Raw genomic sequence first — 18,376 nt, forward strand, 5'->3', positions numbered from 1 at the left:
ACGCCATGGCAGTCACCGACGAGGCGATCGAGAAGATCAAGGCGATGATCGTGGCGGGCGAGCTCTCCCCCGGTGATCGGCTTCCCCCCGAGAAGGAGCTGTCCGAACGACTGGGCCTGTCCCGCAGCTCGATGCGCGAAGCGGTCAAGGCGCTGGAGGTCATCCGGGTCCTCGACGTACGCCGCGGCGACGGCACCTACGTGACGAGCCTCGAGCCGCATCTGCTGCTGGAGGCGATCTCGTTCGTGGTCGACATGCACGACGACGACTCGATGCTCGAGATCTTCGCAGTGCGGCGCATGCTGGAGTCGCAGGCAACAGGGCTCGCGGCGACACTCGGCACGGATGAGCAGATCGCCGAGCTGCAGGATGAGGTCGACTCCATCGATGCGGCGGTCACGATCGAGTCCCTGGTCGACCACGACATCCGTTTCCACCGCGAGATCGTCGCGATGTCCGGCAACGCCTACCTCGCGAGCCTGATCGAGCATCTGAGCAGCCAGACCGTCCGCGCCCGCGTCTGGCGCGGCCTCACCGAAGGCGGCGCTGTCGAGCGCACCCTGTCGGAGCACCGGGCCATCGCCGACGCGATCGCCCAGCATGACTCCGCTCTCGCGACCTCTCTGGCCACGGCGCACATCGCGGGCGTCGAGCGCTGGCTGCGTCAGGCCGCAGCCAGCTGACGCCGGCGGGAGCAGCCGCTCACGCCCCCAGGCGCACCATCGCGGCGTCGAACTCGGCCGCCGAGCTGTCGCTCACCTCATGCGCAAGCAGCCGGTCGAGCACGTCGGGAGCCGCGGTGAAGTAGGGGACCCCCGCCAGCCGCAGTCCGGTGATGTCATCCGGCGAGCGCAAGGATGCGGCGAGCACGTTCGACGCGCTCCCCGCGCACACCTCCTGCATGCGGGCGATCGTCGCGTCGCCGTCGAGCCCGGCATCGCGCATCCGTCCGAGGTACGGGGCGATGTACTGCGCGCCGATCGACGCGCACGCCAGCGCCTGCGCGACCGAGTACACGGCGGTGACCAGCACGGTCGCCCCCTCGCGCACGAGCGCGGCTGCGGCGGCGAAACCCGCAGCCGTGGCCGGCACCTTCACGGCCACCCGGTCGCCCAGCGCGCGGATGCCCTCGGCGTTGCGGAGGAATGAGGCGGTGTCGCCGCCCCAGGTCTGGAAGAAGATCTCGCGCGCCCCCTCCGACTCCCAGCGGGCGTAGAGATCAGGGATCTCGGCGGCGGTGCGACCACCGCGTTCGAGGATGGTCGGGTTCGTGGTGACGCCGTGCACCACCCCCGCGGCGAGCAGCGGGGAGACACGGTCGACGTCGGCGCTGTCGACGTACAGGCGTGGCGCGATCGGGGTCATCGGGGTCTCCTCGCGGACAACCTGTCGTTACAGGTGCGGATTCGGCTAATGTAATGACAGCCATCGCGGTCTGTCAAAGCGACGGCCATGCCTGCCGTCGAGGAAGATCAGGAGCGAGATGACCCCCGCACACCCCGAGGACCGCACCGGCGTCGTCATCGTCGGCAGCGTCACGGCCGATGTGACCACCTTCTCCGGGCGCCTGCCGGCCAGAGGCGAGACGATCCTCGGCGACGAGTTCACCCTCATGCTGGGGGGCAAGGGCGCGAATCAGGCCGTCGCGGCCGGTCGCTCCGGTGCACGCACGAGCTTCGTCGGCTGCGTGGGAGACGACCTCTTCCACGACCTCGTCGTCGACGGGCTCACGGCAGCGGGCGTCGACCTCACGCATCTGCGCACGGTTCCCGGCCCGACCGGCATCGCGCACATCCGGGTCGACTCCTCGGCGCAGAACGACATCGTGATGGTGCCGCTCGCCAACGCCGCCCTCAGCGCCGGGCAGATCGACGAGGCGCTCGCAGCTCTCGCCCCCACGACCTCGGTGCTTCTCACCCAGCTCGAGACGCCGTCGGCGCTCACGGCGCACATCACCGCGCGCGGACGCGAGCACGGGATGACGGTCATCCTCGACCCGGCACCGGCCGCCGAGCTCGACGCGGAGATCTGGCGGAGCATCGACATCGTCACCCCCAACGAGACCGAGGCGACGCTGATCAGCGGCATCGAGGTGACGGATGCCGCCTCGGCCGAGCGCGCCGGACGCTGGTTCCTCGCCCAGGGCGTCGGCGCCGCCGTGATCACCCTCGCGGGCCAGGGGTCGTGCGTCGTCACGGCCGAGGGCGCCTCCGTGATCCCTCCGTTCCCGGTCGAGGCCGTCGACACGACTGCGGCGGGCGACGCCTATGCCGGATATCTCGGCGCGGCGCTCGCGAACGGCAGCACTTTGGCGGATGCCGTGCGCCTGGCCACCGCGGCCGGCGCGCTCACCGTCACCAAGCAGGGGGCGTCGCCGAGCCTTCCCCACCGCGCCGAGGTCGATGCGTTTCTGACGGAGCGCTCGGCCGTACCCGTCGCGGACTGAACTCGCGAACCGAACCTGCGGAGCACCGAGGAGCCACATGCGCAAGACAGCCACCACGATCAATCCCGCGCTCTCCCGCGTGATCAGCGAGACCGGCCACACCGACCTGCTCGTCGTCACCGACGCGGGCCTGCCGATCCCCCCGGGCTCCGAGCGCATCGACCTGGCGTATCGCCCAGGGGCTCCGGCCTTCCTCGACGTGCTCGACACCGTGCTCGCCGAGCTGGTCGTGGAGGGAGCGACGGTCTCGGCAGAGGTCGCCGAGAAGAGCCCGGAGGTGCTGGCCGCGCTGCGGGAGCGGTTCGCCGGGATGGGATTCGAGATCGAACTCCTCCCGCACGTCGAGTTCAAGAAGCTCAGCCGCGGCGCCCGCGCATTCGTGCGGTCGGGGGAGTTCACCCCCTACGCGAACGTGATCCTGCACGCGGGGGTGGCGTACTGATGGCCCTCGTCGACGACGCGATCGACCGGCACTCCGCCGCACCGATGTACGATCAGCTGCGCCAGCTGATCATCGACGGCATCGCGCGCGACGGGTTGCAGCCCGGCGACCCGCTGCCCGGTGAGCATCGGCTGTGCGAGCGCTACGGCATCTCGCGCACCGTCGTGCGCCAGGCGCTCGCCCAGCTCGAACACGAGGGACTCGTCGAGCGGGTGAAGGGCAAAGGCACCTTCGTCTCCCGCCCCCGCACGAGCGAGAGTCTGGTGCACACCCTGGTCGGTCTGTACGACGATGTCGAGCGCCGCGGCGGCCATGTGCACAGCGACGTGCTGCGGCACGAGCAGACGACGGCGGATGACGAGGTCGCCCTGGCGCTGGAGGTGCCCGTGGGGTCGCCCGTCGTGGTGCTGGAGCGTCTGCGCCATGTCGACGGCGAGCCGTGGTCGCTGTCGACGACCTGGATGCCGGAGGCCGTCGGCTCCGTGACGCTCGGTGCCGACCTGACCGAGGGATCCCTGTACCGACTGCTCGCCGACAACGGCATCGTCGCGACGCACGGCGTGCGCTCAGCCGAGGCGACCGTGGCCACGCACGAGCAGGCACAGCACCTGGGAGTCAGCGCCGGCTCGGCCCTGCTGCGTCTGCGCAGCATCAGCCGCAGTTCCGACGGCACGCCGATCGAGTACTTCATCGCGTATCACCGCGGTGACCGCTCGCGCTTCGAGTTCCAGCTGCAGCAGGAGCAGTCGCAGGCCTCGCTGCTGCACGTGGACGGCGAAGGCGGGGCCTCCCCGGCCGGAACGGTCGGCTGAGCGGCAGGTAGTGTCGAGGGCATGAGCGACTGGACCAGCACCGCGATCGCCCTGCTGGAAGCCGATGCCAACCGCAGTGCCGACACCCACCTGCACCTTTTCCCGCTGCCGTCCGAGTGGGGCATCGACCTCTACCTGAAGGACGAGTCCGTGCACCCCACGGGCTCCCTCAAACATCGCCTCGCGCGCTCGCTGATCCTCTACGGCCTGGTCAACGGACGCATCCGTGAAGACACCACGCTCGTGGAGTCGTCGAGCGGATCGACCGCCGTGTCCGAAGCGTACTTCGCCCGCATGCTCGGGCTGCCGTTCATCACGGTCGTTCCCCGTTCGACCGTGCAGGAGAAGATCGACCTCATCGAGTTCTACGGCGGCACGTGCCACTTCGTCGACCGGGCAGAGGACATGTCGCCCGAGGCCCAGCGCCTCGCCTCCGACTGCACCGGCCACTACCTCGACCAGTTCACGTTCGCCGAGCGCGCGACCGACTGGCGCGGCAACAACAACATCGCCGAGAGCGTGTTCAGCCAGCTCGCCCAGGAGCGGCATCCGATCCCCACCTGGATCGTCACGGGCGCCGGCACCGGTGGCACGAGCGCGACGTTCGGCCGGTACGTGAAGTACCGCCGTCACGACACAAAGGTCGCGGTCGTCGATCCCGAGGGCTCGGCCTTCTACGACGGATGGGCCGGCACCGTGGACCCGCCGGCCGGGCGTCCGAGCCGCATCGAGGGCATCGGCCGCCCCCGGGTCGAGGCGTCGTTCGTGCCCACCGTGATCGACGAGATGATCCGCGTCCCCGATGCCGGCTCGATCGCCGCGATCCGCCTGCTGCGCGAGCGCACCCTGCACTGGGCGGGCGGCTCGACCGGCACCAACCTCTACGGCGCGTTCCAGCTCATCGCCCGGATGCGTGCCGCGGGCGAGACGGGCAGCGTCGTGACCCTGATCTGCGACAGCGGCGTCCGCTACGCCGGCACGTACTACTCCGACGAGTGGGTCGCCGCCCAAGGCTGGGACCTCGCCCCGCACCGCGCACGCCTCGAAGGATTCCTGGAGTCCGGCGTCTGGGCGGAGTGAGGGCTGCGGGCTACGCTGGCCGCATGACCACACTCATCCTCACCGTCGCGGGTGCAGACCGTCCTGGCCTCGTGGCCGCCGTCGCCGATGTCGTGGATGCGCACGGCGGCAACTGGGAGAACAGCTCGCTGGCCGAGCTCGCCGGCACGTTCGCGGGCGTCATCGAGGTCTCCGTGCCGACCGAGCAGGCGGCGGAGCTCGAGAGCGCTCTGCGCGGCCTCCAGGGCCAGGGGCTCCTCACGCTCGCCGTGCTCACCGGCACCCCCGATGCCGCCGCAGACGACGATCAGCTGCTCGAGATCCAGGTGCTCGGCAACGACCGTCCCGGCATCGTGCGCGAAGTCTCCGGCGTGCTGAGCGCGCATGCCCTGAGCATCGAGGAGCTCGCCACCGAGACCAGGGATGCGGCGATGGCCGGAGGGCGCCTGTTCGAGGCATCGGTCACCGCAAAGGTCCCGGCCTCCGTCGACCTCGACGCCCTGCGTGCCGACCTCGAACGCATCGCCGCCGAGATCCAGGTCGACATCACCCTCGGCTGACCGGTCCGCCAGAACGCGCGTCAGCCCTCGAGACCCGAGTACCTCCGCACCCAGTACTCCGTGTACGCGACATGAGCGGAGGCCGCAGCACTCGCGGCGACCGGGTCCGCCGCCGCCAGGCCGCGCAGGATCGCACGGTGCCCGGCATCCGAGTGCACCTTGAGCTCGGCGGCGTCCTCGGGGTCGGAGATCCGATAAGCCCTCGAACGCGAACGCAGCACGTCGATCAGACTGGTCAGCGCCTCGTTCCCCGCAACGCCGGAGATCGCCATGTGGAACTCGTGGTCGAGCCGCGACTGCGCCTCGAAGTCGGTGGTCGCCTCGATCTCGTCGAGCACACGGTCCAGCGACGCCACCGTGTCCTCGTCGATGCGGGCCGCGGCGAGCGCGGCGGCATGCGGTTCGAGCACGCGGCGTAGCTCGGTCAGTTCGAGCACTCCGGCCATCGGCAGCAGTCCGACGGTGAGTGACAGGCTGCCGATCAGGTCGGCGGCACGCAGCTCGCTGACGTAGCTGCCGGAGCCGTGACGGGTGTCGAGCACACCGAGAGCGGCCAGCATCCGGATCGCTTCGCGCAGGGAGCCCCGGGAGACGCCGAGCCGTTCGCAGAGCTCGCCCTCGCTCGGAAGCCGGTCGCCGGGCCGCAGCGCACCGTCGGCGATCAGCGCCCGCAGCCCGTGCAGCGCCGTGTCGAGTGCGCTCATCGTCATCCTCTCTGACACTCCCCACCCCTCGTGAAGTCTGTCGGAACTCCCCTTCGCAGGGAACTCGTATGACAACTATGTTTCATCTTCACCATTTCGTGGCAGTTTTCGACGGCATGTGGCAAAGTTGTGCAACAACTCGCCCGACTCATCGATGAGGACTGATGCCCGCACCGCTGTTCCCCGCACCGCTCACGCTGAACTCCGGCATGCGAGCGCGCGACGCCTGGCCCCTCGACCGGGAAGTGATCCACCTCAACCACGGATCCTTCGGCGCGGTCCCGTCCGTCGTCGTCGATCATCAGGACGCCCTGCGCCGCCGCGCCGATCTCAGCCCCGTCGAGTGGTTCCCGCGCATCGCCGAACGCGTGCAGGAGGCTCGCGAACGCACCGCCCCGTTCGTGGGCGCGCGTGCGGAGGACAGCGCCTTCGTGCCGAACGCCTCCGCGGCGGCGACCGTGGTCTACAACGCGCTGCAGCTCGAGACCGGTGACGAGATCCTCGTGACCGACCAGGGCTACGGGGCGATCACGATGGGAGCCGAGCGCCTCGCCCGCCGGTTCGGTGCGACGGTCCGCACCGTCGCCCTGCCCCTGCTCGCCTCCGACGACGAGATCGTGCAGCTCTTCACCGATGCGCTCACGCCCCGCACCCGCCTGATCGTCGTCGACCAGATCACCTCCCCCACCGCGCGGCTGCTGCCCACGCGGCGCATCACCGACGCCGCGGCCCAGCGCGGCGTGCGCACACTCGTCGACGGCGCCCACGCCCCCGGCCTCATCCCCGACGCGGCAGCGGTCGCGGGAGGCGACTGGTGGTTCGGCAACCTGCACAAGTGGCCCTGCGCCCCGCGCGGCTCTGCCCTGCTCGTCACGACCGCCCCCGACCGCGACGAGCTCTGGCCGCTCATCGACTCGTGGGCCGCTCGCGAGCCCTACCCCACCCGCTTCGACACCCAGGGCACGATCGACGCCACGACCTACCTGGCGACCCCGACCGCGATCGACTTCATCGAGAGCGAGTTCGGCTGGGCGGCCGCGCGCACCGCGATGGCAGAGACCGCGGATGCCGGCGCTGAGCTGATCGCCGAAGCCCTGCGCCCCTACGGCGACGAGGACCCGCTCACCCCGCTCCCCTCGCCCGTGCCGTCGATGCGACTCGTGCGCCTTCCGCTCGGGCTCGGCGCGACCCGCGAAGAGGCCGACGCCCTGCGCATGGACCTGCTCGACGAGGTGGGCGTCGAGACGGCCTTCACCAGCTTCCGCGGCGTCGGCTACTTCCGACTCTCCGCCCACCTCTACAACGAGGCCGCCGACTACGAGGCCTTCGTCGAGCGCTGCGTCCCGCAGATCCTCAGCCGTGCCGGCATTCGCCGCGCCGATTCCCTCATCCTTCCCTGACCGCGTCCATCCCCCCGCCCGACCGCAACATCCACCCCCACCCCACCGAGAGGCACATCGTGAAGAACAAGATCTTGACGACCGCAGCGGGATTCGGCACCGTCGCCGTCCTCGCTCTCACCGGCTGTTCCGCAAGCTCCGGCCCGTCCGCCGACGGCGCCGTCACCCTGCAGATGGTCGAGAGCCTGACCAACCCCGCTCGCACCGAGCTCCTACGCGGACTGCTCGACGACTTCGAGAAGGCGAACCCGAAGATCACGGTCAACCTGGTCTCCCCTCCCACCGAGCAGGCCGACGCGAAGATCCAGCAGATGCTGCAGTCCGGCAAGGGCGTCGACGTCCTCGAAGTCCGCGATATCACGGTCGGACCGTTCGCGAACAACGGCTGGCTGTACGACCTGGGCCCCGACCTCGAGAAGTGGGACGGCTGGGATGCTCTGACCGACAACGCGCAGTCCGCCTCGGTCGCCGCCGACGGCAAGAGCTACTTCGTGCCCTACGGCTTCTACGGCCTGTCGCTGTTCTACCGCACCGACCTCGTGAAGGACGCCGGCTTCGACGGTCCGCCGCACAGCTGGAAGGACCTGCTCGAGCAGGCCAGTGCGATCCAGGACCCGTCGAACAACATCTACGGCTATGCCTTCCGCGGTGGCCAGAACGCCAACAGCAACGTGGTCGCGGCCATCGAGGCGTACACGATCGACGGACTCGACGTCGACGACGCGTTCCTGATGGAGGACGGCTCGACGATCTTCGCCGCGCCCGAGGCACAGGACGCCGTCGACGACTACTTCGACCTCTTCAAGAAGGCCTCCCCGCCCTCCGCCGTCTCGTGGGGCTACCCCGAGATGGTCGCCGGCTTCACGAACGGCACCACCGCCTTCCTGCTGCAGGACCCCGAGGTCATCGCGACCGTGCAGGACTCCTCGCTGACCGAAGACCAGTGGGACACCGCTCCGCTGCTCGTCGGCCCGTCGGGCAAGGCCGCGCAGCCGCTCGCCGTCGCCGGCTGGGGTGTGGCCGAGAACAGCGAGAACAAGGAGGCGGCCGTCAAGCTGGTCGAGTTCCTCTCTTCGGCAGAGCCCGCCACCGAGTTCGCGCAGGCCAACAGCCTGGTGCCGATCATCACGGCCGCAGCCGACGACGACTTCTACTCGTCGGGCCCGTGGACCAGCTACGTCACCATGACGGAAGACCCGGAGACCTACGTCAACGTGCGCCAGCCGCGCGGGGTCAGCTGGTGGACCGAGTGGATCCAGAAGTCCGACCAGGACGTGCAGAACGTGCTGCTGGGCAACATGTCGACCAGCGACCTGCTGGCGTCGTGGGATGCGTTCTGGACCGAGAAGTACGCCGCGGAAAAGGGCTGACCTGTGGCCCGCACCGCTCAGAAGGGAGGCTCCGTCGGCACTGCTTCGCAGCAGGCAGCCGTCGGGGCCTCCCCGGCATCGCGCCGACGCCCGTTCCGCGGCCGCCAGGCATGGACGCTGCTGGCCTTCCTCGCGCCGGCGATCGTCTTCGTCTGCTGGTTCACCTACTGGCCGATGCTGCAGGGCGCGCGCATGGCCTTCCACGACTGGAACCTGTGGGATCTCACGTCGACGCCGTTCGTGGGCTTCGACAACTTCCTCGCGGTGTTCCGCGATCCGGCGTTCCCGACCGTCGCGGGAAACTCCGTGCTGTGGGTCGTCGGCTCGCTCGTGCCGCAGCTCGTGATCGGGTTCCTGATCGCGCTCGCCCTGCGCAAGAGGTTCCGCTTCCGCGGGCTCTACCAGGCCCTCGTGTTCTTCCCGTGGGCGGTGTCGGGCTTCCTCATCGGCATGCTGTTCCGCTGGATGTTCAACGCCGAGTTCGGCGTGGTCAACGACCTGCTCATGAAGGCCGGGCTGATCGACGCGCCGCTGCCCTGGCTGGCCGATCCGAAGCTCGCGATGTTCGCGGTGATCGTCGCGAACGTCTGGTACGGGGTGACGTTCTTCGCGATCATGATCCTCGCGGCCCTGCAGTCGGTCCCCGACGAGATGCTGGAGGCTGCGAGCCTGGACGGCGCCGGCAAGTTCCGTCAGCTGTTCTCGATCATCATCCCGTACATCTCGATGACGCTGCTGCTGACGATCCTGCTGCGCGTGATCTGGATCTTCAACTTCCCGGACATCATCTACGCGATGACCAACGGCGGACCCGCCAACCAGACGCACATCATCACGACCTGGATGATCAACTACACCCAACAGGGCAACTACGGCTTCGCGAGCGCGATCGGCCTCATCGTGATGGCGGTCCTGTTCGTGTTCTGCGCGTTCTACCTGATGGCGATGCGGAGAGTGCAGCGATGACCATGACAGACGCCTCGCGGACGGGCTCCTCGATCACCGAGACCCGCCGCATCACCGTGCCCGACCCGGCATCCGCACCGCGCCCGAAGCCGCGCGTCACGATCGGCGGCATCGTCCGTGTCGTGGGCCTGGGACTCTGGCTCGTGATCACACTGTTCCCGCTGTACTGGATCGCGCTGACGTCGATCAAGTCGCCGGGCACGATCAACCGCTTCCCGATCGAGTACTGGCCGAGCGAGCCTTCGCTCGAGAACTACATCAGCCTGTTCCAGAAGAGCTCGTTCGGGGTGTTCCTCGGCAACTCCGCCCTGGTCGCGGTCGTCGGCGGTGCCGTGGCCACCCTCATCGCCCTGTTGAGCGCCTACGTGCTGGCCCGGTTCGAGTTCCGCGGCAAGGGGGCGATCCTGATCGCGTTCCTGCTGACCCAGATGATCCCGGCATTCATCGCGCTCGGGCCCCTCTACTCGATGATGACCGACCTCGGCCTGGTCGACACCAAGCCGGGGCTCATTCTCGTGTACATCGCGATCTGCATCCCGTTCTCGACCGTCATGCTGCGGGGCTTCTTCGAGAACGTGCCGGATGCGCTCGAAGAGGCGGCGATGATCGACGGATGCTCACGCCTGGGCGCTCTGTTCCGCGTGCTCGTCCCGGTGATGACCCCCGGCATCATCGCGGCGTTCATCTTCAACTTCGTCAACTGCTGGAACGAGCTGTTCCTGTCGGTCGTGCTGATGAACACCGACGCGAACCGCACCGTGCCCTCGGCGCTGAACGGCTTCATCTCCACCTTCAACATCGACTGGGGCTCGATGAGTGCCGCCGCGGTGTTGACGATCCTGCCGACCATGGCGATGTTCGCTCTCGCGAGCCGCTGGATCGTGCAGGGCCTGACCGCCGGCGCCGTCAAGGAGTAAGGCGGCCGCCGAGACCCACGCCCAACGTCGAGACCCACCCCCGCATACGTCAGCGGGGGTGGGTCTCGACGCTACCGATGGGTCTCGGCGTCAGATCAGGACACTCAGACCAGGCGCGTCTTCGGGGAGGTCGAGTACGTCGCCTCCGCGTCGCGGTTGACCGTGTCGCCCAGCGCCTCGTCGATCGCGGTCATGGTGTCGGCGTCGAGCTTCACACCAGAGGCCTTGACGGTCTCGGCGAGCTGCTCCGGACGCGAGGCTCCGACGAGGGCCGCTGCCACGTTCGGGTTCTGCAGCACCCACGCGATCGCGAGCTGCGGCATCGACAGGCCCGCCTGCTCGGCGATCGGCTTGAGGCGCTGGACGGCGGTGAGGATGTCGTCCTGCAGGAAGCTCTTGATGAAGTCGGCGCCGCTGTGGGGGTCGGTCGCACGGGAACCCTCCGGCACCGGCTGACCAGGGAGGTACTTGCCGCTGAGCACGCCCTGCGCCATCGGCGACCAGACGATCTGCGAGATGCCGAGCTCTTCGGATGCCGGCACGACCTTGCCCTCGATGACACGCCACAGCATCGAGTACTGGGGCTGGTTCGAGATGAGCTGGATGCCGAGCTGCTTGGCGAGAGCATGCCCCTCGCGCAGCTGCTCCGCGGTCCACTCCGAGACGCCGATGTAGAGCGCCTTGCCCTGGCGGACGACGTCGGCGAAGGCCTGGAACGTCTCCTCGAGCGGGGTCTCGTAGTCGAAGCGGTGCGCCTGGTACAGGTCGACGTAGTCGGTGCCGAGGCGCGTGAGCGAGCCGTTGATCGACTCGAAGATGTGCTTGCGGCTCAGGCCGGTGTCGTTCGGTCCCTTGGGGCCGGTCGGGAAGTAGACCTTCGTGAAGATCTCCAGCCCCTCGCGGCGCTGACCCTCCAGCGCCTTGCCGAGCACGACCTCCGCGGCCGTGTTGGCGTAGGTGTCGGCGGTGTCGAAGGTGGTGATACCAGCGTCGAGCGCGGCATGCACGGTCTTCACGGCGGCGTCGTCGCCGACCTGTGAGGCGTGGGTGACCCAGTTGCCGTAGGTGATCTCCGAGACCTTGAGACCGCTGTTGCCGAGATAGCGATAGTTGACCATGGATCAACGCTACTGGCTGCCCACTATGGCCGGGCCGGATGCGAGGGAAGAGGTCAGGCGGCCGCAGGAGCGGAGCGTGGTCGTACCGCGGCCATGACTCCGACGACGACGAGCGCGACGGCGGAGAGCGCACTCGCGGCATAGAGGGGGCGAGCCCATGGCGAGTAGTCGCCCCCGCCGATGCCGAAGGCGTCGGCGAGTCCCATGCCGGCGCCGAACGAGGCGATGAAGTAACCCCCCGCCCCGAGCGTCAGCAGCACCAGGAAACCCATCGCCGGGATCAACGGACGCGCAGCGGCCGCGAGTGGATTGAGCACCAGGATCTGCACGGCGGCGAGCGCGGCATAGATCGTGACGGCGAGCACGCCGACGATCGAGATCCACAGCGTCTGCATCCGCATGGTCCGACGCTGCATCCGAGTCATGCGGGTCAGCCTAAGAGGACACCCCGAGAGTCTCCCGATACTCGCGCCAGGCCGCCCCGAGTCGGCGGACGCCCTCGGCCAGCACGTCATCGGGTGCGGTGAACGGGATGCGGATGTGATCGTCGGGCGACGCGGAAACGGCGAACGCCGCGCTCCCCGCGACCGAGACGCCGTGCGTTGCGGCTGTCCTGGCGAGCGCCGCCGCCGACCCCGCGGGCAACCGCACCCACAGCGAGAGCCCGCCGCGGGGCGGTTCGACCGTCCAGTCGGGCAGGTGCTCGGCCAGGAGCGTCTGGAGCAGTCTCAGCCGTTCCTGGTGGATGCGGCTGTTCGCCCGGCGCAGGTCGTCGGCGCGGGCGATCAGGTCGAGAGCGAGCAGCTGACCCGGCACGCTGGTGGACTGGTCGGCGAGCTGGCGCGCGCCGCGCAGCCGTCGCACGAGCACGGGGTCGGCGCGCAACCAGCCGATCCGCAGCCCCGCCCACACCCACTTCGACACCGACTCGACCACGATGACGGGGGCATCCGCGCGCTCGGCCGCGAGCGTGGGCGGCACGACCCCATCGAAGGAGATGCCCGCGAGCACGCGGTCTTCGATGACGGGAACGCCGTACTGCGCGGCGAGCTCGGCCACCCGGTGCCTCGCGGAGGCCGGCAGGCGCGACCCGGTGGGATTCTGGTGATGCGGGTTCAGCGCGACGAGCACGGGGCGCAGTCGGGCGAGCGCCTGCTCCAGCGCGTCGACGTCGAGACCGTCGTCCCCCATCGGGACGCCGTGCACCGTGCCACCGCGCAGTCCGACCGAGTCGGTGACTCCCGGCCAGGTGATCTCCTCGGCGAGCACGATGTCGCCGGGCCCGACGAGCGCATTCACCACGAGGCTGATGGCCTGCTGCGCGCCGTGGGTGACGAGGATCTGCTCCGGTGTGGTCGGCGTCCCCTCCGCGGTGTACATGTCGGCGATGAGGGCACGCAGGGCAGGAAGGCCCGCAGGGTCGGTCTCGGGCAGCAGTGCGAGGTCGAGCCGCGGCTTGTGATCGCGGATGAGCTGCACCCCGAGGTCGGAGATCTGCGGCACGGTGCGCAGGAGATCGATCGCGTTCGGCAGCGCGGAGAACAGAGCTTCTCCTCGCCCCGGTCGCTGGGCGGGCACCGCGGTTGCGGCTGTCCCGGCGATGCGGGTGCCGCTCCCCTGCCGCCGGTCGACGAGACCGCGCTCGGCGAGGTCGGCGTACGCGGCGACGACCGTGCCGCGCGAGACGGAGCCTGCGGCTGCCAGTGCGCGCTCAGCGGGCAGCCGGTCCCCCGGGCGCAGCTCACCACTCGCGATCAGACCCTCGATGCCCCGCGAGAGCCGGGCGGCGAGAGTGCCGTCTCCCTGTGTCCAGCGGCCGAGCCGTGCCGAGAGCGCTTCCGACGACACGTCACCTGCGTGCACGAGAGATGCCGCTCGTCCCGCAGCAATGGCCGATACCTGATCCATTGGCCCGCCATTGGCCCTGTCCTTCACGCTCATGAGAACCGATTCTGGACCAATGAACACGCATTTCGTTAGCAGTCCTTCAGAGCTTGGACCAATCAACCGCGATTGGACCATCACACAGCTCCTGGAGTGGCTCAGCGATGATGTCCGCCAGCACGATGTCACGCTTCAGCATCCGCTCGCCCGCATCGAGGCACTGCTCACCGGAGCGCGCTGGGCACGCACCCCGTCCACCGTTGCGTTGATCCGCTCGATCGCCGCCGCCGTCCGCGACCAACCGGCGCGGGGAACCACCCGGATCAGCGAGCTCTCCCCGCAGCAGGCGCCACGGATGCCGGAGCGCATTCCTCAACTCGCCTGACCGGCACCTCGCGCAGCCTCGCCGCGCCGCGCTGCCCGGCTCAGCCGATCGTCGGACGAACCAGCTCCTCCTGCTCCTCGAGCGTCTGCGCCTGCGCGCGCTTCTCCGCCCGTTCCCGCTCCTGCGCCTCCGCCGCCTCGCGGCGTTCCGCACGCGTCTGCGGCTCACCGGAGCCGGCCTCGGCCTGTACCTCCTGGGACTGGTCCGTCACGATCTTGGCGCGGTCACGGAACCCCTCGGCCGTCACCCGGTCGAGTGCGACCTGCTTGCGGATCGCCGCGGCCTTCTCGTAGAGGCTCGGGTCGCCGTAGCTCGTGAGCACCTTCACCAGCACCGGCAGCAGCTCGATCATGAAGAACAGCGCGGCGATCAGGATGTGCGCCCACAGGATAGAGGGCTCCTTCTCGCTCAGCCGGTTGAGTCCGCTGATCTGGCTGAGCAGCCCGACGGCACCGGCGTTGCCCTGCGCCACGGCGTCGGCCCGCGCGTTGTACGCGGCGAGTGCCTGGTCGTAGGAGTCGCGGGCGGTCGGCAGCTGCGACTTCGCCTGCTCACGGTTCTGCGCCTCCGACGACGAGGTGTTCTCCTTCGCGGCGGTTCCCGCAGCGGCGAGCTCCTCGTTCGCGGTGCGCAGCTGCGCGGCGAGCGCGTCGTAGGTCTGCTGGGCCTCGGCGAGCTGCGCCTTGGCGGCATCCGAGCTGGCACCCTGGCCGTTGACGCCGGTGCAGCCGGGAACGGTGCCGGCACCCTCACCCGTCAGTTCGCACTGGTACAGCACACGAGCCTGGTCGATCACCGCCTGCTGAGCGGTCATCTTCGCGGTCACGTCATCGACCGTGGCCTGGGCGGCGGACTCCGTGGCCGACGATGCATCCGTTCCCGCGACGATGCCGGTCGCCGCCTGGTTCTCGAGCTCGGCCACCTTGGCGGATGCCGCGTCGAGCGCGATCTTCTCCGGGCCCGATTCGAGAGCCTCCTGGTCGGATTGCGACTGCGTGATGTTGGTGGAGGCGACCTCGCGGGCGATGTCGTTGTGGAAGATCTGCAGCACGAGCGGCTCGGCGACGACGAAGCCGATGATCGCGGCCATGATCACACGCGGGATCGCGAGGCCGATGAGGCGCCAGACGTTCCTCGTCGAGCTCATGGTCGAGGTGAGGAAGCGGTCGAGGTTGAAGATGATGAGCGCCCACACGAGCGCCAGCGGCACGGCCAGCCAGATGGCCGCCTGCACACCGGTGGTGAGGGCGAAGAGCATCGAGATCGCCGAGACGAGCGCGGTGCCGGCGAGCACGAAGAACATCTGCACGAAGCGCGGCGTCTCGCCGGGGACGCGGTCGAGGATCTCGCCCTCCGCTCCTCCGAGGATCGCGAGGGTCCGCGCGCGCGAACCGGGAGTGCGCGGTGCGCGCGTCTTGCGGGGCCGGCGCGCGCGCGGCTCACGCGCGGGCTTCACCGGGGCGGGCTCTTCTGAGACGAGGGCATCGGCGATCGGAGTCGCCTCCGACGGCACGGATGCGGACGCCTCACGGGTGGCGTCGTCCGTGCCGGTGGGCTCGAATTCGCGCAGGAAGTCGAGGTCATCCGTGACGGCGTTCGGGTCGCTGTCGAGGATGATCCGACCCTGCGAGTCGTAGCGACCCGGTCGATGGGCGGAATAGGGCATCCGAACAATCTACGAAAGGTCGCCTGTGCATCGCGTGGAAGAGTGCTTTGAGCGACTCACAGCTTGGGCGGCGGAACCGGGCGGATCAGGTCGCCGGCAGAAGCCGATCGAGGGCGGCGGCATAGGCGGAGAGCCCGTCGTCGAGCGTGAAGTGCCCGGCGGCGGCCAGCGTGCCGAGCCCGTGGATCAGACCCCACAGCGCGACGACATCGGTCGGTCGGTCCAGGCCCGCGGCGGCTGCGCTCTCGGCGAGCACGGCCTCGAGCCCGTCGATCAGAGGCGCCATCGTCGGGGTCGGCGCCCCGGGTACGCAGACGGTCGGGTCGTAGACCGCATCGAACGCGTGCGGATGCTCGACCGCGAAACGGATGTACGCGGATCCCCCATCGGTGAGCGCGGTCCGCGGGGTCCGGGCCTTCTCGGCGGCAGCGCGGACCTGCTCGAGGAGGTCGGCCATGCTGCGCTCGGCGATCGCCTTCAGCAGTCCGAGCCGGTCCGAGAAGTGGTGATAGGGGGCGTTGTGGCTGACGTTCGCGGCCCGAGCGACCTCCCGCAGACTGATCTCCGCCGCGGGCATGCGCTCCAGCAGCTGCATCGCGGCGTCTTCCAGCGCACGGGCGAGATCGCCGTGGTGGTAGCCGTCCTTCGAACTTGACATGAGCAACATCCTCTCCTATCTTGACAGTGTCCACCAGCTTGACACTGTCCAGATAGGAATCCCGCCATGTCCGCTCTCGTGATCGACGGCCATCCCGATGCCCGCTCCCTGACCGCCGCGCTCGCGCAGCGCTACGCCGCAGCCCACGGCGACGCACGCGTGCTCGCGCTCCGCGACCTCGACTTCGATCCGAACCTGCGTTTCGGCTACCGCGAGCGCATGACACTCGAGCCCGACCTCGTCGAGGCGAAGCAGGCGCTGCAGAGCGCCGACACGGTCGTCATCGCGACGCCGCTGTGGTGGGGGTCGGTCCCCGCCCTGCTGAAGGGCTTCTTCGACCGCGCCCTGCTGCCGCAGCAGGAGTACCGGTACACGAAGCTCGGTCTCGTCGAGGGCCTGCTGCCGGCACGCCACGGCCGCCTGCTCCTGCTCGCGGACACACCCTGGTACTTCGTGCCGTTCACCGGATTGCCCGCGCAGACCCACGTCGCCCGAGGGACGATGCGCTTCTGCGGGATCCGCTCGGTGCGCACGCACCGCATGCTCGGTGTGAAGGACGCGAGCGATGCCACCATCACGCGGTGGCTCGACCGCGCCGAACGGCTGGGCGCCGCGGACGGACGCCGAGCGGGTGCGCCTCAGCCGATCGCAGCGGAAGCGGCCTCGTCCTCGGTCGTGGCGACGAGCTGACCGCAGGCGCCGTCGATCTCCTTGCCGCGGGTGTCGCGGAGGGTCGTGGGGATACCGGCGTCGTTGAGCCTGCGCACGAACTCGTTCTGCACCGGGATCTCCGACGAGGTCCAGATCGAGCCGGGCGTCGGGTTCAGCGGGATCGGGTTCACGTGCACCCAGCCGCGGCCACGCTGATTGAGCTTCTCGGCCAGCAGGTCGGCGCGCCAGGCGTGGTCGTTCATGTCCTTGATGAGTGCGTACTCGATCGAGACGCGGCGACCGGTCTTGGCGTAGTACTCGTAGGCGGCATCGAGGGCCTCATCCACCTTCCACCGCGAGTTCACGGGGATGAGCTCGTCGCGCAGGTGGTCATCGGGCGCGTGCAGAGACAACGCGAACGTGACCGGGATGTTCTCGTCGGCGAGCTTCTTGATCGCGGGCACGAGGCCAACGGTCGACACCGTGATGCCGCGCGCGCTCATGCCGAGGCCGTCGGGCTGCGGGGCGACCATCGAGCGCACCGCATCCATCACGCGCTTGTAGTTGGCGAGCGGCTCCCCCATGCCCATGAAGACGATGTTCGAGACACGCTCCATGCTGTGGTCATCGGCCTTCTTGCCGCCGAGCCCGCCATCGGCGATCAGACGGTTCGCGCGGACGATCTGCTCGATGATCTCGGCCGTCGACATGTTGCGGGTGAGCCCCGCTTGTCCGGTCGCGCAGAACGGGCAGTTCATGCCGCAGCCGGCCTGGCTCGACACGCACAGCGTGATGCGGCCGGGGTAGCGCATGAGCACCGACTCGACCAGCGCGCCGTCGTGCAGGCGCCACAGGAACTTGATCGTGTCGCCGCGGTCGGTCTCCAGGCGTCGTACCTCGGTGAGCAGCGGCGGGAGCATGCCGGCGACGAGCTGCTCCCGGGTGTCGGCCGGAAGGTCGGTCATCTGCTCGGGGTCGGACGTGTAGTGACGAAAGTAGTGCGTCGACAGCTGCTTCGCGCGGAAGCCCGGAAGCCCGAGCTCCTTGACCTTCTCGGTGCGCTCGGCCGGCGTGAGGTCGGCCAGGTGCACCGGCGGCTTGCCGCGCTTGGGGCTCGCGAACTGCAGCAGCGGACGCCCCTCGGCATCCTTCTGCTGGGTCCACCCCTCGGTCGCGGGGCGCACCTGCGCCGTGCGCGTCTCGCGGACCTTGCCCTGGGCGGGCCGACCCTGCGGGGCGGACGCGGATGCTGCGGGGCGCGTCTCGCGCGTGCGGGGAGTCTCGGTCATACCCTCCAGGGTACGCGGTGGCGGATGGGAACGCCCTGGGGCGCGGGAG

Annotated in this window: 20 protein-coding genes; 12 read left to right on the forward strand and 8 right to left on the reverse strand. The window is 69.3% G+C overall.

Annotation, left to right across the window (positions count from 1 at the left end; genetic code table 11):
• The first annotated feature begins 5 nt into the window (after positions 1-5).
• Positions 6-683 carry a FadR/GntR family transcriptional regulator gene (locus D514_RS27250; protein ID WP_017829501.1) on the forward strand — a complete coding sequence of 226 codons (678 nt, stop codon included), beginning with the start codon at positions 6-8 and terminating at the stop codon, positions 681-683.
• Positions 684-702: 19 nt separating this feature from the next.
• On the opposite strand, the gene D514_RS27255 is transcribed toward D514_RS27250, so the two are convergent.
• Entirely contained in the window at positions 703-1,365 is a 663-nt protein-coding gene (locus tag D514_RS27255) for a transaldolase family protein (RefSeq protein ID WP_017829502.1), read from the reverse strand.
• Positions 1,366-1,483: 118 nt separating this feature from the next.
• Between D514_RS27255 and D514_RS27260 the strand changes: the two genes are divergently transcribed.
• Genes D514_RS27260 through D514_RS27280 form a run of 5 tightly spaced genes read left to right on the forward strand, consistent with a single transcriptional unit; the run spans position 1,484 to position 5,319 of the window.
• Positions 1,484-2,446, forward strand: a complete 963-nt coding sequence (locus D514_RS27260; protein WP_017829503.1) for a ribokinase — start codon at positions 1,484-1,486, stop codon at positions 2,444-2,446.
• Positions 2,447-2,483: 37 nt separating this feature from the next.
• Entirely contained in the window at positions 2,484-2,888 is a 405-nt protein-coding gene (gene rbsD / locus D514_RS27265) for a D-ribose pyranase (protein WP_017829504.1), read from the forward strand.
• Positions 2,888-3,700: a GntR family transcriptional regulator gene (locus D514_RS27270; RefSeq protein WP_017829505.1), complete on the forward strand. Its 813-nt coding sequence runs from the start codon at positions 2,888-2,890 to the stop codon at positions 3,698-3,700. The genes rbsD and D514_RS27270 overlap by 1 nt, the downstream gene beginning before the upstream one ends.
• A 21-nt stretch (positions 3,701-3,721) precedes the next feature.
• Positions 3,722-4,780, forward strand: a complete 1,059-nt coding sequence (locus D514_RS27275; protein ID WP_017829506.1) for a PLP-dependent cysteine synthase family protein — start codon at positions 3,722-3,724, stop codon at positions 4,778-4,780.
• A 23-nt stretch (positions 4,781-4,803) separates the two neighbouring features.
• A complete protein-coding gene (locus tag D514_RS27280; RefSeq protein WP_017829507.1) occupies positions 4,804-5,319 on the forward strand; it encodes a glycine cleavage system protein R in 516 nt (171 codons plus the stop codon).
• A 20-nt stretch (positions 5,320-5,339) separates the two neighbouring features.
• Here D514_RS27280 and D514_RS27285 read toward each other — a convergent pair whose 3' ends face one another.
• Positions 5,340-6,023 carry a FadR/GntR family transcriptional regulator gene (locus D514_RS27285; RefSeq protein WP_017829508.1) on the reverse strand — a complete coding sequence of 228 codons (684 nt, stop codon included), beginning with the start codon at positions 6,021-6,023 and terminating at the stop codon, positions 5,340-5,342.
• Between the two features lie 164 nt (positions 6,024-6,187).
• On the opposite strand from D514_RS27285, the gene D514_RS27290 reads away from it, so the two are divergent.
• The 4 genes from D514_RS27290 to D514_RS27305 are packed head-to-tail and all read left to right on the forward strand — an operon-like array spanning position 6,188 to position 10,676.
• Positions 6,188-7,423 carry an aminotransferase class V-fold PLP-dependent enzyme gene (locus tag D514_RS27290; RefSeq protein ID WP_017829509.1) on the forward strand — a complete coding sequence of 412 codons (1,236 nt, stop codon included), beginning with the start codon at positions 6,188-6,190 and terminating at the stop codon, positions 7,421-7,423.
• Between the two features lie 59 nt (positions 7,424-7,482).
• Positions 7,483-8,793 (forward strand): sugar ABC transporter substrate-binding protein, encoded by a 1,311-nt coding sequence (locus D514_RS27295; RefSeq protein WP_017829510.1) that lies wholly within the window; start codon positions 7,483-7,485, stop codon positions 8,791-8,793.
• Positions 8,794-8,796: 3 nt separating this feature from the next.
• Positions 8,797-9,759, forward strand: a complete 963-nt coding sequence (locus D514_RS27300; protein ID WP_017829511.1) for a carbohydrate ABC transporter permease — start codon at positions 8,797-8,799, stop codon at positions 9,757-9,759.
• Entirely contained in the window at positions 9,756-10,676 is a 921-nt protein-coding gene (locus D514_RS27305) for a carbohydrate ABC transporter permease (protein ID WP_017829512.1), read from the forward strand. Before D514_RS27300 ends, D514_RS27305 begins: the two co-directional genes overlap by 4 nt.
• Before the next feature lie 104 nt (positions 10,677-10,780).
• Here D514_RS27305 and D514_RS27310 read toward each other — a convergent pair whose 3' ends face one another.
• Genes D514_RS27310 through D514_RS27320 form a run of 3 tightly spaced genes read right to left on the reverse strand, consistent with a single transcriptional unit; the run spans position 10,781 to position 13,702 of the window.
• Positions 10,781-11,794 carry an aldo/keto reductase family protein gene (locus D514_RS27310; protein WP_017829513.1) on the reverse strand — a complete coding sequence of 338 codons (1,014 nt, stop codon included), beginning with the start codon at positions 11,792-11,794 and terminating at the stop codon, positions 10,781-10,783.
• 53 nt (positions 11,795-11,847) lie between these two features.
• Positions 11,848-12,219, reverse strand: coding sequence for a hypothetical protein (locus D514_RS27315; RefSeq protein WP_236610924.1), 372 nt, complete (start codon positions 12,217-12,219; stop codon positions 11,848-11,850).
• Positions 12,220-12,229: 10 nt separating this feature from the next.
• Positions 12,230-13,702 (reverse strand): PLP-dependent aminotransferase family protein, encoded by a 1,473-nt coding sequence (locus D514_RS27320; protein ID WP_236610925.1) that lies wholly within the window; start codon positions 13,700-13,702, stop codon positions 12,230-12,232.
• Positions 13,703-13,754: 52 nt separating this feature from the next.
• On the opposite strand from D514_RS27320, the gene D514_RS27325 reads away from it, so the two are divergent.
• Entirely contained in the window at positions 13,755-14,063 is a 309-nt protein-coding gene (locus tag D514_RS27325; protein ID WP_017829516.1) for a hypothetical protein, read from the forward strand.
• Positions 14,064-14,103: 40 nt separating this feature from the next.
• Here the strand turns inward: D514_RS27325 and D514_RS27330 are convergent, their stop codons facing one another.
• A complete protein-coding gene (locus D514_RS27330; RefSeq protein WP_017829517.1) occupies positions 14,104-15,729 on the reverse strand; it encodes a DUF4407 domain-containing protein in 1,626 nt (541 codons plus the stop codon).
• An 85-nt stretch (positions 15,730-15,814) separates the two neighbouring features.
• Positions 15,815-16,387, reverse strand: coding sequence for a TetR/AcrR family transcriptional regulator (locus D514_RS27335; RefSeq protein ID WP_017829518.1), 573 nt, complete (start codon positions 16,385-16,387; stop codon positions 15,815-15,817).
• A gap of 66 nt (positions 16,388-16,453) precedes the next feature.
• On the opposite strand from D514_RS27335, the gene D514_RS27340 reads away from it, so the two are divergent.
• Positions 16,454-17,077 (forward strand): NAD(P)H-dependent oxidoreductase, encoded by a 624-nt coding sequence (locus D514_RS27340; RefSeq protein WP_017829519.1) that lies wholly within the window; start codon positions 16,454-16,456, stop codon positions 17,075-17,077.
• On the opposite strand, the gene rlmN is transcribed toward D514_RS27340, so the two are convergent.
• Positions 17,026-18,327: a 23S rRNA (adenine(2503)-C(2))-methyltransferase RlmN gene (gene rlmN / locus D514_RS27345; protein ID WP_017829520.1), complete on the reverse strand. Its 1,302-nt coding sequence runs from the start codon at positions 18,325-18,327 to the stop codon at positions 17,026-17,028. The genes D514_RS27340 and rlmN overlap by 52 nt on opposite strands.
• Positions 18,328-18,376: the final 49 nt, after the last annotated feature.

Source organism: Microbacterium sp. UCD-TDU, from assembly GCF_000340625.1.
In the GTDB taxonomy this organism is placed as follows: Bacteria; Actinomycetota; Actinomycetes; order Actinomycetales; family Microbacteriaceae; genus Microbacterium; species Microbacterium maritypicum.

Excerpts from the sequence above, each read along its gene's own strand:
- D514_RS27340 (WP_017829519.1), top strand. The coding sequence starts at position 16,454 with ATGTCCGCTCTCGTGATCGACGGCCATCCCGATGCCCGCTCCCTGACC.
- D514_RS27325 (WP_017829516.1), top strand. The coding sequence starts at position 13,755 with ATGAACACGCATTTCGTTAGCAGTCCTTCAGAGCTTGGACCAATCAAC.
- D514_RS27270 (WP_017829505.1), top strand. The coding sequence starts at position 2,888 with ATGGCCCTCGTCGACGACGCGATCGACCGGCACTCCGCCGCACCGATG.
- D514_RS27250 (WP_017829501.1), top strand. The coding sequence starts at position 6 with ATGGCAGTCACCGACGAGGCGATCGAGAAGATCAAGGCGATGATCGTG.
- D514_RS27275 (WP_017829506.1), top strand. The coding sequence starts at position 3,722 with ATGAGCGACTGGACCAGCACCGCGATCGCCCTGCTGGAAGCCGATGCC.
- D514_RS27305 (WP_017829512.1), top strand. The coding sequence starts at position 9,756 with ATGACCATGACAGACGCCTCGCGGACGGGCTCCTCGATCACCGAGACC.
- D514_RS27260 (WP_017829503.1), top strand. The coding sequence starts at position 1,484 with ATGACCCCCGCACACCCCGAGGACCGCACCGGCGTCGTCATCGTCGGC.
- D514_RS27310 (WP_017829513.1), bottom strand. The coding sequence starts at position 11,794 with ATGGTCAACTATCGCTATCTCGGCAACAGCGGTCTCAAGGTCTCGGAG.
- D514_RS27315 (WP_236610924.1), bottom strand. The coding sequence starts at position 12,219 with ATGACTCGGATGCAGCGTCGGACCATGCGGATGCAGACGCTGTGGATC.
- rlmN (WP_017829520.1), bottom strand. The coding sequence starts at position 18,327 with ATGACCGAGACTCCCCGCACGCGCGAGACGCGCCCCGCAGCATCCGCG.
- rbsD (WP_017829504.1), top strand. The coding sequence starts at position 2,484 with ATGCGCAAGACAGCCACCACGATCAATCCCGCGCTCTCCCGCGTGATC.
- D514_RS27320 (WP_236610925.1), bottom strand. The coding sequence starts at position 13,702 with ATGGATCAGGTATCGGCCATTGCTGCGGGACGAGCGGCATCTCTCGTG.
- D514_RS27285 (WP_017829508.1), bottom strand. The coding sequence starts at position 6,023 with ATGAGCGCACTCGACACGGCGCTGCACGGGCTGCGGGCGCTGATCGCC.
- D514_RS27335 (WP_017829518.1), bottom strand. The coding sequence starts at position 16,387 with ATGTCAAGTTCGAAGGACGGCTACCACCACGGCGATCTCGCCCGTGCG.
- D514_RS27280 (WP_017829507.1), top strand. The coding sequence starts at position 4,804 with ATGACCACACTCATCCTCACCGTCGCGGGTGCAGACCGTCCTGGCCTC.
- D514_RS27255 (WP_017829502.1), bottom strand. The coding sequence starts at position 1,365 with ATGACCCCGATCGCGCCACGCCTGTACGTCGACAGCGCCGACGTCGAC.
- D514_RS27290 (WP_017829509.1), top strand. The coding sequence starts at position 6,188 with ATGCCCGCACCGCTGTTCCCCGCACCGCTCACGCTGAACTCCGGCATG.
- D514_RS27330 (WP_017829517.1), bottom strand. The coding sequence starts at position 15,729 with ATGCCCTATTCCGCCCATCGACCGGGTCGCTACGACTCGCAGGGTCGG.